Annotated in this window: 12 protein-coding genes and 1 riboswitch; of the genes, 1 reads left to right on the top strand and 11 read right to left on the bottom strand. The window is 57.7% G+C overall.

Annotated elements, in window-relative coordinates; all coding sequences use genetic code 11:
- Positions 1 to 166: transposase (locus ACVWXE_RS13195; protein ID WP_457490528.1), on the top strand; the 166-nt coding region annotated here is incomplete at its 5' end.
- Between the two features lie 101 nt (positions 167 to 267).
- On the opposite strand, the gene ACVWXE_RS13190 is transcribed toward ACVWXE_RS13195, so the two are convergent.
- The 11 genes from ACVWXE_RS13190 to ACVWXE_RS13140 all read right to left on the bottom strand — a co-directional run bounded on the left by ACVWXE_RS13190 (position 268) and on the right by ACVWXE_RS13140 (position 14,768).
- Complete coding sequence (locus ACVWXE_RS13190) at positions 268 to 1,740, bottom strand: TrkH family potassium uptake protein (protein ID WP_011432961.1); 1,473 nt, start codon at positions 1,738 to 1,740, stop codon at positions 268 to 270.
- Between the two features lie 11 nt (positions 1,741 to 1,751).
- A complete protein-coding gene (locus tag ACVWXE_RS13185; protein WP_414329043.1) occupies positions 1,752 to 2,441 on the bottom strand; it encodes a potassium channel family protein in 690 nt (229 codons plus the stop codon).
- 70 nt (positions 2,442 to 2,511) lie between these two features.
- Positions 2,512 to 3,858: an ATP-dependent protease ATP-binding subunit ClpX gene (gene clpX, locus ACVWXE_RS13180; RefSeq protein WP_414388367.1), complete on the bottom strand. Its 1,347-nt coding sequence runs from the start codon at positions 3,856 to 3,858 to the stop codon at positions 2,512 to 2,514.
- Between the two features lie 812 nt (positions 3,859 to 4,670).
- Positions 4,671 to 6,731 carry an NAD-dependent DNA ligase LigA gene (ligA, locus tag ACVWXE_RS13175; protein ID WP_457490526.1) on the bottom strand — a complete coding sequence of 687 codons (2,061 nt, stop codon included), beginning with the start codon at positions 6,729 to 6,731 and terminating at the stop codon, positions 4,671 to 4,673.
- Positions 6,732 to 6,763: 32 nt separating this feature from the next.
- On the bottom strand, positions 6,764 to 8,791 hold the full coding sequence (locus ACVWXE_RS13170; RefSeq protein ID WP_457490525.1) for an ArsA family ATPase: 2,028 nt from the start codon (positions 8,789 to 8,791) through the stop codon (positions 6,764 to 6,766).
- On the bottom strand, positions 8,792 to 10,039 hold the full coding sequence (locus tag ACVWXE_RS13165) for an RNA-guided endonuclease InsQ/TnpB family protein (protein WP_457490527.1): 1,248 nt from the start codon (positions 10,037 to 10,039) through the stop codon (positions 8,792 to 8,794).
- The gene (locus ACVWXE_RS13160) at positions 9,927 to 10,520 is read right to left on the bottom strand and encodes an IS607 family transposase (protein ID WP_457490524.1); all 594 of its coding nucleotides are present in this window, start codon (positions 10,518 to 10,520) and stop codon (positions 9,927 to 9,929) included. Before ACVWXE_RS13160 ends, ACVWXE_RS13165 begins: the two co-directional genes overlap by 113 nt.
- 221 nt (positions 10,521 to 10,741) lie before the next feature.
- Positions 10,742 to 11,149: a hypothetical protein gene (locus ACVWXE_RS13155; protein ID WP_457490523.1), complete on the bottom strand. Its 408-nt coding sequence runs from the start codon at positions 11,147 to 11,149 to the stop codon at positions 10,742 to 10,744.
- Between the two features lie 237 nt (positions 11,150 to 11,386).
- Positions 11,387 to 12,256 carry a (2Fe-2S) ferredoxin domain-containing protein gene (locus tag ACVWXE_RS13150; protein ID WP_457490522.1) on the bottom strand — a complete coding sequence of 290 codons (870 nt, stop codon included), beginning with the start codon at positions 12,254 to 12,256 and terminating at the stop codon, positions 11,387 to 11,389.
- An 11-nt stretch (positions 12,257 to 12,267) separates the two neighbouring features.
- A complete protein-coding gene (locus ACVWXE_RS13145; protein ID WP_457490521.1) occupies positions 12,268 to 12,696 on the bottom strand; it encodes a DUF1636 domain-containing protein in 429 nt (142 codons plus the stop codon).
- 101 nt (positions 12,697 to 12,797) lie between these two features.
- Positions 12,798 to 14,768, bottom strand: coding sequence for a TonB-dependent receptor plug domain-containing protein (locus tag ACVWXE_RS13140; protein WP_457490520.1), 1,971 nt, complete (start codon positions 14,766 to 14,768; stop codon positions 12,798 to 12,800).
- Positions 14,769 to 14,810: 42 nt separating this feature from the next.
- Positions 14,811 to 14,963: riboswitch (cobalamin riboswitch) on the bottom strand.
- Between the last annotated feature and the right edge of the window lie 328 nt (positions 14,964 to 15,291).

Raw genomic sequence — 15,291 nt, 5'->3', positions numbered from 1 at the left:
CGAGTTTGCGGATTACATCAGCAAGATATACCGGAAAAATGTGCTGTGGAATGAATCTTATTTCATCGCTTCATGTGGTGGGGTAACAGTCTCGGTATTGCGCCAGTACATTGAAAGCCAAGGTACTCCCGCCTCTCATCCCGACCCAAGCACTCCGCGCCGCTAGCACGTTCGCTTCAGCGGGCCGTAGGCCATACGTCCTACGGACAGAGGGCGGGGCTTCTCGGCGGTTTAGCTAACGGAGGCTGCTCTCTCCTCAGTTCTGGACTAACCGATTAGGATCGACTCTTCAGGGTAGGTTACCAACGGGCGGGGCTGTTGTTGAGCCAAGGCCAAGACAATCGTCAATGCCCCCAACCGGCCCCAGAACATCACCAGCACAATGATCAGTTGGCCAAACCAGTTGAGCTCCCCGGTAAAGCCCGTCGAGAGGCCGCAGGTGGCAAAGGCGGAGATCACTTCAAACAACACCGGATCCAACCTACTGTTACTGTGGGTCAGCAAAATCAACCAAGCCGCCAACAATACCACAAACAGAGAAACCGTTAACACCGCTGCCGCCTTGCGCACCATGGAGGGATCCAAGCTGCGCCCGGCAATCTGAGCGCTGGGCAAACCGCGGGCATAGCCCCAGAGGGCCAACACCAACACCGCCAAGGTGCCGGTGGTCATGCCGCCCCCCATAGAAGCTGGGGCTGCCCCAATAAACATGAGAGCCATCAGCAGCAACTGGCTGGCCGGGGTCAAATCCTCAATGGGGATCCCGGCAAACCCAGCCGTTCGGGCAGAAACCGACTGAAAAAACGTCAGGCCCAAGCGGTGGGGCCAGCTTACCTCCAGCAGGGATCCGCCGGGCAAGCTCTCTCCCAAAAACAAGCCAATGCCGCCCGTGCAGAGCAAAACCACCACCACGCCCAGGGTAATCCGGGTGTGCAGAGAGGGGCGGTGGCCCCGTGGCCAGGTTAACAAATCCGACAAAACTGGGATGCCCAAACCGCCGATAAAAATCAGACCGGCCAAAATCGCCAGCGACAGACCGTCTGTAGGGATCCCTTCCCGGCCAAACAGGTCGAATCCCGCATTACAAAAGGCCGACACCGCGTGAAAAATAGCCAGAAAAACCGCCCGCTCCGGCCCATAGAGATCCCGCCAATGCACCCAGAGCAGCAAAGCCCCCCCCAACTCAATGAGGGTGACCCCCAGCAGCACCCGCCGAGTCAATTCCAAGATCGCCCCCGGATCGATGAGCCCCAGCGAATTGCACAGCGCCAAGCGATTGAGCAGGGAAATGCGCCGCCCGATCAGTTGAAACACCACCACCGCCAACACCATGAAGCCCACCCCGCCAATCTGAATCAGGATCAGCAGCACAATCTGGCCCAACAGGGTGAGATCCTCCGCCGCCACAATCGTCGAGAGCCCCGTCACGCTCAGGGCCGACATGGCCGTAAACAGCGCCTCATTCCAGCTCAAGGGATCCCCGCGCCCGATCCCCGGCAACATGAGCACCAAAGTTCCCACCACTGCCAAGAGCCCCAACCCTGTGACCAGCCGCAATGGCGGCGGCAGCGGGCGACGCCTGTCCCCCCCAAAAAACCACTGCAGACGATTCCCGAAGGCCCTAGAAGACTGAGACAATGCCGAGCCCGGTGTCGGCAGGTGGCGGGCGCGGGATGGTACCGGTGGAACCAAGCGCTCAGAGCCCTCCTCTGGCGGAAGCGGGACGGAGCCCTCTCTCATCGGAGCCCTCCCTACATTTCATTCAGCCGCGAGATGTTGGTATTGGCCCCCAGAACCACCAGCAAATCCCCCTTTTCCAGCAGGTAGTCTGCGGGGGGAGAGACCACCAGCGATTGCTTTCGCTTCACCACCAGCACCGTGATGCCGAAGCGGCGACGCAGATCCGACTCCGCCAGCGTATGGCCCACCAACGCCTCCGGCACCTGTAATTCCGTAATGCTGTAGCCCGGCTCCAGCTCTAGCTGATCTAGGATCCCCGGTGCTGTCAACACCTGAGCCAAACGGCGCCCTGCCTCTTGCTCCGGCAACACCACCCGATCTGCCCCCACTCGCAGGAGAATAGAGCGTTGCCGCTCGGTCGACGCCTTACAGACCACATTGCGCACCCCCAGACTTTTCAGGGCCACCGTCGTCAGCAAATTGCTCTCAAAATCGCTGCCAATGGCCACCACCACCGTGTCGAAGGAGAGGATATCCACCGCTCGCAGCGCATCTTCATCGCTGGAATCGAGTGCCACCACCTGCGTCAGCTGATCCGCCAGGCGCTGCACGATCTCACGGCTGCGGTCGATCCCCAAGACATTGTGCCCTCGCTCCATCAAGGTGAGAGCCAAGCTAGAACCAAAGCGCCCCAGACCAATTACCGCATATTCACGATCCACCCGCTGTCGTTCGCGCCAGCGGAACGCAGTCCCTGCCATAGGATCTCCTGCCCCCTCTTTCAAGAACAGATCATAAGTTCATCCAGCAGGGATCGGAAGGGCCGCGACTCTAGGCCGACTCAGGCTTGGGCAGCGTAGAGGGGTGAGGAATCAGCTCGCGGGTGGAACGGCGCTCCACCATCTCTGCGGTGATGCGGATGTGCTTTAGGTCGCGGCGGGAGGGTGCCTCGTACATCACATCCAGCATTAGCTCTTCCACAATGGCCCGCAGGGCACGAGCCCCGGTCTTGCGGCGATAAGCCTCTTTGGCAATGGCAGCAATGGCGGCAGGTTCAAACTCCAGTTCCACCCCGTCCATGCGCAGCAGCTTTTGCGCCTGCTTGAGAATGGCGTTTTTGGGCTGCGTCAGGATCGCCTCCAGCGCCTTCTCATCCAGCGGATCCAAAGTCGCCACTACCGGGAGCCGCCCCGTGAATTCGGGAATCATGCCGTACTTGATCAAGTCTTCAGGCTCCAAAGCCTTGAGGGCATTCGCCATGCGTTGCTCGCGGGTAACCGACAATTGCTCTCCTGGCTTGATAAAGCCCATCGATTTCTTGCCGATGCGCTGCTCGATTACTTTTTCCAGGCCAACAAAAGCCCCCCCGCAAATGAAGAGGATGTTGGAAGTGTCGATTTGAATGCAGTCTTGATAGGGGTGCTTGCGCCCTCCCTGGGGAGGCACGTTGGCTATTGTCCCTTCCAGCATCTTCAACAAAGCCTGCTGCACCCCCTCGCCGGAGACATCGCGGGTAATGGAGGGGTTCTCGCTTTTGCGGGCAATTTTGTCGATTTCGTCGATGTAGATGATGCCGCGCTGGGCCTCTTCTACGTCCATGTCCGCCACCTGCAGCAGGCGCAACAGGATGTTTTCCACATCCTCGCCCACATAGCCAGCTTCCGTAAGGGTGGTAGCATCTGCAACCGCAAAAGGCACATCCAACATGCGAGCCAGGGTTTCCGCCAGCAGGGTTTTGCCGGAGCCAGTGGGGCCAATGATCAAAATGTTGGACTTCTGTAGCTCCACCTCATCCAGTTCCGAAACTCCGACGCTACCGGGGTTGGCCTTGGCAGCCAGACGCTTGTAGTGGTTGTAAACCGCCACCGACAAAACCTTCTTAGCTTTTTCTTGGCCAATCACATATTGGTCGAGATAGCGCATGATCTCCTGCGGCTTGGGCAACTGCGCCAAAGAAGGCAGGCTGCGGGAGGGTTTTTTGGGGGTTTCGCGACGGCTGGCGGCAGGGGCGGCAGCAGGAGGAGTGTTGCCGTCGTAGAGTTCCTCATCCAAAATCTCGTTGCAGAGCTCCACGCACTCGTCACAGATGTAGACCCCCGGCCCCGCAATCAACTTACGCACCTGATCCTGTGACTTGTTGCAGAAGGAGCACTTTAGATGGGAGTCATATTTGGCCATGGGATCCTCGTTGCTGCTTGCTCTTGGCTATCCTAATCCGGCAAAAGCCAGAAGAAAACTAAACCTTCCAATCCAGTCGCAAATTGGCTGCGAAAGCGTAAGGAGGCCGAAGTTGGTGGAATCTCACTGACCTACTAGTCTAGCATCTCCACTGGGCTCGTAGGGCTTGTTTCCGGATCCCCAAGGGGGCAGGGTGCCAAGAGATTCCCATGGGGATCAACTGGAAAGACTGGAGATATAGTCATTTCAAACTGGATTGAGACACTTCCCAAGCGCTCCGTGCCGCTTCTGCGACCACCCACTCTTCAAAAGGGAGCTGGGAAGCAATGCAACGGAGGTGTTTCATTCTTGCTTCAAAGTGACCATAAGCTTCTCCAGCGCTCTGCGCTACCCGTGCAAACGCCACAGCCTCGGTTCTCCCCAAGTGTCTCACAAGGAGGAAAACTGGAAATGGAAGGGGTGAGCCGTTTCGCTGCTATCGGGAATGGTCATACATCCTTTGGACGGATTTATAGAAAAACCGCCCGACTTGACGCCGAGCGGAAGATGGTGTGAGGAGTGAACGGAAACATGCGTCTCCGCTGATCCCATCATAGTTGACCTTATCTGGCACTGGCAAAGGAATCCTTCAGTTAACTTGGATACTTTTTGGAGGTGTGGCCGCGCCTTTTTGTAACCAAAAAGGGGAAGGAACTGTCCGTGTTTCGTTCGCTTCCCCCTATTGGCGTCCACTCCTCACTACAGGTGAATCATAAATTATCCCTGCCGCTAAGACAACCCACCCTACCCAAGTTTTTCGGGGATCCACCCTGTCAAGGATGCAGATCACCGGATTCCACGGTGGGATCCAGCGCCAACAGCTCCGCTTCGGTCAGCAGGGGGATCCCCAGTTGTTGGGCTTGCTCCAGCTTGGAGCCGGGGTCAGAGCCCACCACCACGTAGTCGGTTTGGCGGCTGACGCTGGCGGTGACTTTGCCCCCCCGACTCTCAATCCAAGCCTTGGCCTGCTGGCGGGAGAGGGTGGGCAAGGTGCCGGTGATTACGAATTTTTTCCCGGCCAGGATCTGGGAGACGGCAGGGCTCTCCTGCTGAGGAAGAGCGGGGATCCCTAGCGCCTGCAACTCCTGCAACAGGCGACGATGGGCCGGCTCGGCAAACCAGGCCACCACCGCTTCGGCCACTTCCGCGCCTATCCCGTAGATCTGGGCGATGGTTTCTGCGCTGGCTTGGGCCAAAAGCTCAGGGGTGGGAAAATGGCCGGCCAAAATCTGGGCGGTGACCACCCCCACATGGGGGATCCCCAGCCCGTAGAGCACCCGTTCCCAGGGCTGCTGGCGAGAGCGCTGAATGGCTTGCACCAGCTTTTGGCTGGAGCGGGATCCCATCCCCTCCAAGCCCTGCAACTGCTCTGGGGTGAGGCGGTAGAGATCGGCTACGGTGCGCACCCCCAAGCTCTCCACCAATTGGGCTGCCCGCTTTTCCCCTAAGCCTTCGATATCCAAAGCATCACGGCTGGCCCAGTGCTGCAATTGGCCCCGCAGCTTGGCCGGGCACTCGGGGTTGGGGCAGCGGGTCACGGCTTCGCCGGGGGGACGAACCAAAGGGGCGTGGCATTCGGGGCACTGGCTGGGCAGGCTGTAGGGAACGGCATCGGCAGGGCGCAATTCCTTCAGGATCCCGACCACCTCCGGGATGATCTCCCCGGCTTTGCGCACGATGGCAGTATCGCCGATGTGCACATCCAGCTCCCGCAGGCGATCGGCATTGTGCAGGCTGGCGCGGCTGACAAGGGTGCCGGCCAAAGGAACCGGCTCCAACTCTGCCACTGGAGTGACGGCGCCGGTACGGCCCACGCTGGCCACGATGGCGCGGATGCGGGTGGGGACTTCCTGGGCAGGGTATTTGAGGGCAATGGCCCAGCGGGGAAATTTTTGCGTAAAGCCGGCCTCCTCCTGCAGCCGCAAGGAGTTCAATTTCACCACCACCCCGTCGCTGGCGTAGGGGAGCTGGGCACCCCGCCACCGCTCGTAAAACTGGATCACTTCTCCCAAGCCCCGACAGACCTGGGAAAGGGGGTTGACTGGAAATCCCAATTCCTTGAGCTGCTGCAGACACTGCCACTGGGTTTGCGGGGGATCCCCGGCAGGCCATCCCTCCGGCCAGTGGAGGGCGTAGGCGAAGAAGCTGAGCTTGCGGGCGGCCACAACGCGGCTATCCAACTGCCGCAGGGTACCGGCAGCACAGTTGCGCGGGTTGGCAAAGGGGGGATCCCCAGCGGAACGACGCTCTTGGTTGATCCGTTCAAACTCGGCTAGGGCCAGATAGACTTCCCCCCGCACCTCCAAAACGGGAGGCGGATCTGCTGTCGCCAGCCGCAGGGGAATCGAACGAATGGCGCGCACGTTGGGGGTGATGTCCTCTCCGGCCTGTCCGTCCCCCCGAGTAGCGCCCCGCTCCAAAAGACCATTGATGTAGGTTAGGGCCAAGGCAGCACCATCAATCTTCAGCTCACAGACATATTCCAGCTCTCCCTCTGTCCTGCTGTCGGGAACAGGGGCACGGCCCAAAACTCGCAGCAGACGCTCTTGCCACTCCTCCAGTTCTTCTGGGTTGAAAGCGTTTTCCAAACTGTAGAGGGGGATGCGGTGGAAGACGGTGGGAAAATGCTCTGCAGGTTTTTCTCCCACCCGCTGAGTAGGGCTATCGGGAGTGACCAGTTCAGGGTAAGCCCGCTCCAGCTCTTGCAGCTCGCGGTAGAGGCGGTCGTAAACGCTGTCTTCCAGGATGGGCGCATCGTGGACATAGTAGGCAATGCTGGCCTTCTGCAGCAGGGTGCGCAGCTCGCGGGCGCGTTCTTCCAGATGGGGATCCATAACTCCTTGGGTGAGCAAGGTCTACCCCTAGGTTAGGGCTCCTGAGGAGCCAATAAGTAGGAGCCGATATTCTCCAAGCTGGGAGGATGTAGGAAGGGGATGGTCAAGATGGCCTGCTGGGAAAATGGCTGGGGGAGCTGGGCCAGAAGAGTCTGGTGACGACGGCGGAGGGCCTCTCCAAAGGGGGTAGAATCCTCCAACCACACCCGATTGAGAACGGCGTAGGGATGAGGGATCCCCAAAGCATCCAGTTCCGCCAAGAGACGCTCGGTTTCCGCCAGAACTGCTTGCTCGGGGTTAAAGACGGGGATAAAGGTAACAAACTGGGGATCCTGGAGCTGCTGCCGAAGCTGCCGCACCTGGGCCAAAAGCTCCCGCATCCGCTGCGCCCATTCCGGCCTGCCCACCACATCCCGATATTTCAGCCACAGCTTCAGGGCCAAGCTTACCCAGCCCTCCAGAGCCTGGGGCATCTGCAGAAACCGCAGGAGATGCCCTGTGGGGGCCGTGTCCAGCACCACCAGGTCGAACTGCCCGCTCGTCTCCTGTCGGAGAACACTCAACAGGGCCATCACCTCATCCAGGCCGGGTGGGGGCATCTGCAGCAGTTGCCGCCACGCCTGTGGGTCGTATTCGACTTCCACCCCTGCCGTCCCCTCCCCCGCCAAGATGGCCGCCACCTCCTCCAGATAATCCTGCCGGAATTGCTCCAGCACCGCCGCCGCATCGACCTCCTGCCCCAGCAGGTTGGGCAGCAGGGGAATGGGATCCTGACCCAGTTTCGTCTGAAACAGATCCCCCAGCGAGTGAGCCGGATCGATGGAGACCAGCAAGAGCTGCTTGTCGGGATGGCGCTTGGCCAAGGTCCAAGCCAGGGCCCCGGCCACCGTCGTCTTGCCCACACCCCCTTTGCCCCCCACCAACACCAGTCGGATCCCTTGGGTCAAAAAATCCGGTAGGGACGGGATCCCCTTGAAGGAAGGGAAGAGGGTGGAGAAGAGAGACTTTCTCTTCTCTTGGCTCTCTGCTTTTTGCTCTGGGATCCCTTCCAACTCCAGCAGCACCTCTGGCAAGGGGCGAAGCTGCTGCACCAGCTCATCCAGGGCCGCCAACCCAACCGGCTCCTGCAGTTGATAAGGACAGATCCAGATAGGATATCCGGGCAGCTCCTCCTGCAGGGCTTTGAGCACGCGCCCCTGTTCTTGCTGCCGCGCCAAGTAGAGGGAAGAGGGGAGAGCGGTGGGCAGTGAGGATTGACTGGTATTTTCTCCTAGAAACAGCACCTGATTGACCAGAAGGCCGCCGATGGGCACGCGGCGGCTTTGCAGTTGCTGACAAAAGCGGCGGGTTTCCGCCACGCTCAACTGCTCCGGGATCATCACCAGCCAAGCAGAGGTGCTCTCCGGATTGGTCAAGCGGGCTTTGCCCCCCTCAAGTTCCCCCTGCAACTGGGCCAAAAACGCATCCGCCTCATCCGGTCGATAGGTGCCCGTCAGGGCTTGGGCGATCTCCCGGTGCTTGGCCTGAAAGGTGGCAAACACAGCCAGAAGATTATCCAAAAAGTCGGGCAGCTCCAACAGCCGCAGGGTGTGCCCGGTGGGGGCCGTATCCAGGATGACCGTATCCACCTCCTCCCTCGCCAGCAGCCGGTTGACCTCCAGAATGGCCATCAGCTCATCCACCCCCGGCCAGGCTAAATCCCAGATCGGCAGCAGATCCTCTCGGCCAAACCAACTGCCCCGCTCGGCAATGAGCTCCAGGGCCGGCCCATAGGTTTGCCGAAAAGATTGCAACAAAATCTCCGCTTGCAAAGCCCGCACCTGCAAATTGGGGCGATCCGGCAGGGGTTGGGCCACATCCGTAACCGAGATTTGCAGCACGTCCCCCAGCGAGTGGGCGGGATCCGTGGACATCAGGAGCAGACGGCGCTGGGGATCCACCTGGGCCAGTTGGCGAGCCAGCGCGCAGGTCAAGGTTGTTTTGCCCACTCCTCCCTTGCCGCTGAACAGCAAGAGGCGTTGGGAAGCCAAGAGCAGAGGATGGCAGGAATGCTGATACATTTACGCTGAACACTGCTGACCATTACTGCTCAACGGTGAAGCGATAGCATTCTGTCCATTTCCGTTGTCACTACGCGACGCTGACGCGACCGCGTTAGCGGGCCGGAGGCCGAACAGAAAGGCGGTATCCCGCAAAGCTCTGAGCATAACACCCAGAGCGCCTTGCCAATCTCGTGGTAGCCTGTGGTTGCACTTTGGGCATCTAAACACCTTTGCGCCACCCAACTTGGTGTGGATGTGCCCGCACTTGGTACAGGTTTTGCTGGTGTACGCTTCCGATACTTCCACGACAACCACGTTTTTCTTTTGGGCTTGAAACTTCAGGAACTGCTTGAACCGATAATGCGCCCAGGTGAGCATCGCCCTCGCCGTCTTGCTACCAAACCTCCTCCCCGCCTTGGCAACCATCTTGGCTGACTCGAAAGTGGGGAGGAATATCAATCGGTAGTTATCCGTTAGGAACGCTGCTACCTTGCGATGGCACTCGTCCACCAGGTTCCTGATTCTCTCCCGCAGACGAAACGCCGCTTGCCGCATTCGCCTACGCTTGGGCCTCGGCGCTTTGCTCAGCCTAGATTGCAGATCGTCTAGGTGGTAGCACAGCCGAACGATCCTGCCAAAGTCTCCCTTGGCGATATCTACAAAGCCCGCCCCATCAAACCCTGTAAGGAAGCTTCTTACTCCAGGATCAAGTGCGATCACCCCCTTTGCTAACGAACACTGCTCGTTCACGGGCTCAGGAAAGATGGCATACCATCTGTCTTTCACCCGCATTAGTTCAGTCCCACGTGCCCATTCTCTGGGTATCTCCTCGGACGCACGGAACGCCAAACCTCGGGTGAGTTTCGGATACCACGTCCCATTGCGAAAGTTGCCGGCGTTGAACTGCAGCGTATGCGACCTGTCTCGCACACTGCCAAACCTCGCGTCTTTGCTTCGGCGAAACGCCAACCACGCCTCGACGACCGCGTTCTGCTTGATGTGGCAAGGGGCGTCCTTTACCCACTGGGGCAGGTCGGAGCGCAGGATGATGTCCCGCAGCTTTCTGGCCGTTTTTGGGGCACCATGCTGACGCTGATAGGCAATCGCTTGGTTGTAGCAGTACCGGCACGCCGCTTGCCACCGCTTCCAGACTTTAGCCAGCGCTGGCTCCGGATAAATCCGTATCTTTCTCGATTGCAGCCCGGTATTTTCTGAGTCCGTAGAGCCGACTGCTGAAGCAGTGCAGGATGGTGAGGATGTCCTCAACCAGTTCCTGTTGGGGAGAAAGGCGATCGTCATCGAGAACCAAGATTTCGCATCCGTATTGACGGCAGTACCACTCAACGAACTCAAATCCAAACCGGCAGAGTCGATCCCGGTGAGCGACCACAATCGTTCCGATATCTCCCGCACGGACTCGTTCCAATAAGGCAAGGAACTTTGGTCTTTTGAAGTCGAGACCGCCGCCAACCTCTCCGACCACTTCGGCTCCAGGATAGAGGTTAACCAGTCTTGCAATCTGTCTCTCCAAGTCTGGTTTCTGCCCTCGACTGCTGACTCGGGCGTACAAAACGACTCGTTTGACTTTTCTTGGCGTTTTGATGTAGCTGTCGAGGTCATACCTTCTCGCCCTGCCGGATGGTGTACGTATTGCCTTGATCCAGCCTTTCTGTTCCCATCGCCTCAAAGTGTGGAGACACACCCCAAAATAATCCGCCGCTTCTCTCGGTTTTACATACCTAGCCATACCAAGCAGCCATACTGAACATACTGTACATTATTTTCAGTATAGTCCAGCGTATCATTGACTAGAGTCATGCTCACTGTTAACGCGACTGAGTTGCAAAGGGATCCCCTCCCACATAGGTCGCCCCTATTTTGGCCTGGATCCCTCTTGGGGATGTTCCAGATCACTGCAAAAGTGCTCCGCACCGCTGACGGGATGGGAAGAGCTTGTACGGGAGCAGCTCACCGCAGTTTCTCCTCTCCAAGCCACACCCGGCGACGTCCTCTATCCCACACCAGCAGGGTGTGGATCCCAATCCAAAGTCCTGTCCACAGCCAGTTGTGCAACCAGATTTTGCCCAGGATGGACAGGGTCAAGCCCTCCGTTCCCCCCAAGACCAGGCCGGCTGCCAAAATCAGCCCTTCAAAAGCCAGAAACCCCAAGATGAGCATGGCCGGGATCCAGAGATAGTTCAGCAGCAGTTGCCTTGGCCGAAGCGGCTTGGACTGAGAAAACAGAGGTCGGTAACCGCCAGCAAGAGCAATCCCCACCGTGCCGATCCCCAGCACCAACCCCCAGGCAAACGAATCGGGAGTGCGGGGATAGTTGTGCCAGGTGTAGCCAAAGATTTGGTTGGCCAGCCAAATCATCAAAGCACTAATGATTGCCCTTTGGCGGGTTAAAGTTGTGCCCGCAACAATACCAACAGTTACAAAGGGAAGGGTACATGTATAAGCAATATTGCTGAGACAGCCGACGGTGGTAAACAAGCTGGGCCAGAACCAGCCTTGGGCCAAATCTTGAGCAGCTTGTATCCAAAGTGGGGCTGAGATCAAGCGGCAAGATCTGGGGATAGGTTGAGCACTCGATTGCAGGCCAATCATGCTTTAATCTCCTGGAAAAAGGTGGTCTTTCAGAGGACAGCTATTAAGCAAATGCTCAAAAACAATTTGTCGAGCTACTTGGGGAGTAACCCGCTTGTACCAGGTGCAATCTCCGGAGTAAAAAACCACCGGCCCCTGTTGGCAAACTTCCAAGCAGCCTGAGGTGATAACCTGTACGTCTAGGTTGGCTTCTCGAAGGGCGGATTCCAGAGCTTCTACAACCGGTTGGTAGTTGCGGGAAGGATAACAACGGCTGGAACGACAAACAGCAAGGTAGGGACGTTTAAGAGGGTTATCCTCATAGGGGATCCGCTCTTTCCCCTGCACATAGATGGCGCGGATGCGCTCGTAAAGAGAAAGCTTTTGGTAATCTGCTTTGCCTTCCGGCAGGTAGTCTTCCTCTGGCCCCAAAAAGGGGCTGGGCAGAAAAATCTGCAGCAAAGGCTCTTCTGCTCCATTCCAGAATTGGATCCCCCACATGCGGGGCTGACCTTGGGGATTGAGGCGCCGGTAGAGAGCAGCACGGCTAACCAATCTTTTGCGGCGCAGCTCGGGTGGGGTCTTGCGATGGGGGCCGCCTTGGTGCTCCTCCAGGCACAAATGCAGGTGCCAAGTTTCGGTGGCAACGGTTAGATAGCCATCGTAGAGCACGCACAAAGCTGGAGGTTTCTTGAAAGCCAGCTCCAGCACCCCGCCTTCCGCCACATGGCCCACCTGGATCTCGGCCCAGTGCTCTTGAAACAGCTCGTAGAGCAACGGCCCCAAGCAGTCGATGTGGGCAGGGATCCCTTCATAAAGGGTTGTCCAACCCGTTAAAGAAACTTCCTGCCAAGTTTGATGGAGAGGGGTTATCCAGGGCGTGAAAGCGGCCATGAGAGAGCTCCTCAAGGTAGTGGTGGAATACGAGTAATCACCTCTTTTTTCAGAGGGCGCTCGGCCCAGGGTAGGATCCCATCCAACTTGGTTAGGTAGAGCTCTGCTGTCTGCAGAATCAGCTCCACATCTTTTGGATCCAGATCTCCAAAAACATAGGTCATCTTTTGAGGTGCTGCCAACGCAACAACGCAAGCATGGCTGCAGGCGCTCATACAGGCAACTGGTTTTAGAGTTAGTTGGGGGTGGAGGGTTTGGGATTGCAGGGCAGACAGCAGCATTTCTCCCTTGCTAGTCCCTTCTTTTTGGCCGTTAACCCACCGAGATCCGCAGGTGATGCAAACCCAGAGATAATGACCGCTGGGTTGCTGAGCAGCGCTGCCAGCTTGAACTGGCAACTGGGAAGTTGATTGAGACACAGAGCTGCTTGATACCGGCATAACTTGCAATCCAGACTTGACTGTAAAGGGCGCGATGAAGAAGGGGAAATGATCTCAATATCTAAGCGAGTGGTCAAGCAGTGAGCGAAATGGCTAAGCCTTTAAAATTGGCCTCTCAGATTGAGCCGAACGGTGCGACCCACTCCTGGGTAGCCGGGGAAAACCTCATATTGCTCATCCAGCAGGTTATCAACCCCCACTTCTAGAGCGAGATTTTCTGCTACTGGGATCCCTCCCCGCAGAGCCAGGTTGGTGTAGCCGGGCAGAGATTGGGTATTGGCGTTGTTGGTAAAGAAAGTGCCAATGTGATGCAGGAAAACTGAGGCATACCGATCCTCTGCATCGCGGTAGCTCAGGCCCAGGTTGAAGCTGTCTGCTCCCACGAAGGCTAGCTGTTTGCCAACCGCTTTGGGATCCAGCGCCGAGCGGATGATGGGATCGTTCAGGGTGTAGTTGGCAAAAAGAGTCCAGTTTTCCCCCAATCGCAAATCCAGGGCTGCTTCCAAGCCCGTGTATTCCACGAGCTCAATGTTTTCGTAGGTTCCCCTGCTCGGGCCAGTGCTGACAAAGGTAATGCCATCGCGGATGCGGTTATGGGCAAAGGTCAAGCGCAGTAGGCCAAAATCTCCCAGAGCCTGATCCAGGCCAATGTCAAAACTCTCTCCCCGCTCCGGGCGCAAATTGGGGTTGCCGTCGACTTCAAAAAAGCCGCGCAGCCGAAAGAACAGGTTTGAGATCAAGGGAGTGCGAAAGCTGCCGGCATAATTGGCCCTCAGGGTGGTGCCTTCTGCCAAAACCCAGCGGATCCCTGCGGCAGGAGAGGTGGCCGAACCGTTGACCAGATTGCTCGAATCTTGGCGAACACCTAAGTTGAGATAAAAGTTGGGCTGTGGCTTGTAATCCAGGCGGGCAAAGAGGGCCCCTTGGTTCACGGTATTGTCGTAGTTGACATTGGTGGATCCCCTGGCAAAGGAGAAGGTGGTGTTGCGAGCTGAAATGGATCGGTAATCCGCTCCTAGAGTAAGCTCCAGGTTTTCAGCAGCCTTCCAGGTGTATTGCAGTTGGGATCCCCACCCCGTTCGCAGGATCTCATCCCGGGATCCCTGGCTTTGTGGGGCGCTGAAGCGATAGTTGAGGTCGTCAAAAAATACCCTAGCTTGCAGGGATCCCCTCTCTTGATCCCACAGCCAACTGAGATCTAACAGCAGGTCGTTGGTGTTTTGCACTGCATCGGGGGAGGGAAACTCGGTGCTGCCAGGCACCTGAAACGCTTTGTTGAGATAAAGGGCATTTCCGGTTAGGACTTGGCCTTCTGCCAATTGCCAGGTGAGCTTGGCTTGTAGGTTGTGGTACTCCACCGCCGAGTTCTCCCGCCTGCCGGCTTTGCCCAAACGCCTAATTTCAAAAGGAAAGTCGTTGTTGCTCTGCAGACGGCGATAGCTGACCACCCAGCCCAGATCCTGCACCTGGCCGCGGTTCTGGATCCCTTGCTCGTTGAGGCCGTAGCTGCCGATAGCCGCTTCCAGCACGGTCTCGGATCCCGGCTTTGGATCCAGCGTCACGATGTTGATGACCCCGCCAACGGCATCGGAGCCGTATAAGGTGGAGCCCCCACCTGGAGAGATCTCAATACGCTCGACCACATCTGTAGTGATCTGAGACAGATCGAACCCGCCAAAAAAGCCCAGGTCGTTAATGGGGCGGCCATCCAACAGCACCAACACCTGGGCCGTTCGTCCTCCCCGCATAAACTGGGAGCTAAGGGCTCCCAACTGGGTTCCCGCCGTGCCGTCGCTGAGGATCCCGGGCAGGTAGCGCAGGGCCTCCTGAACGGTTCTTGCCCCTTGCTCTCGAATTTGCTGGCGGGTAATGACGTAAACCGGGCGGGAAGAATCCCGCAGCAAACCAGGACGGCGAAAAGGTGTGGTGACGGGTTGATTTAAAATCTCGGCGCTAACACCGGTTTCCAACACCTCTTGAGCTGAAGGTGAAGAGGCCGCCGGCTGCGCCCACGCTGGGATCCCCAAAACAAGTCTCCCCAGCGCCAGGCTGAGACCTAGAATGGGATTCATTTTCTTTCTTGAAGCTCCTGATTCCGTGCGACGCGGAAGAAAGACGAGCCAGAACCGCAGGCGGGCATCCTGACTGAGGGCATAGGTCTAGCCCAAGCCCATCACAGTTGCGGCACAGCGCCGGATTTGCACCGGACTTTCCCCTTTACATGCCCTGGCTGATCCCCAGGACAACCTGTCGGTACAGCTTTCTCTGCGATTGCTCCGAAAAAGCCGTGCTAGGCATCATACATCCCCTGCTCTGGAGTTCCTATCCTGCCAGGGGGGATGTCATCCCCAGGGGTGAACGGGATCCCAACGGCAATCCCAGGGCTTTGGATGGGCCACATCCCATTTAGGCCAGATTTCTTCACTGCTTTGTAAGCAGTTGAAGGATAGCCCGCTGCTACTCCAGATCGCGAGGCCCAGGGATCCCTTAGCCTTTTAGAGAACAGAGCATGACTCTAGTCAATAATAAGCTCAACTATACTGAAAATAATGTATAATATGTTCAGTACGGATTACTACCAGTTGATCTTTCTGT

This window comes from Thermostichus sp. MS-CIW-41 (genome assembly GCF_054058915.1).
The sequence above is the reverse complement of the archived record's forward strand: the minus strand, read 5'-3'. Positions and strand labels throughout refer to the sequence as shown.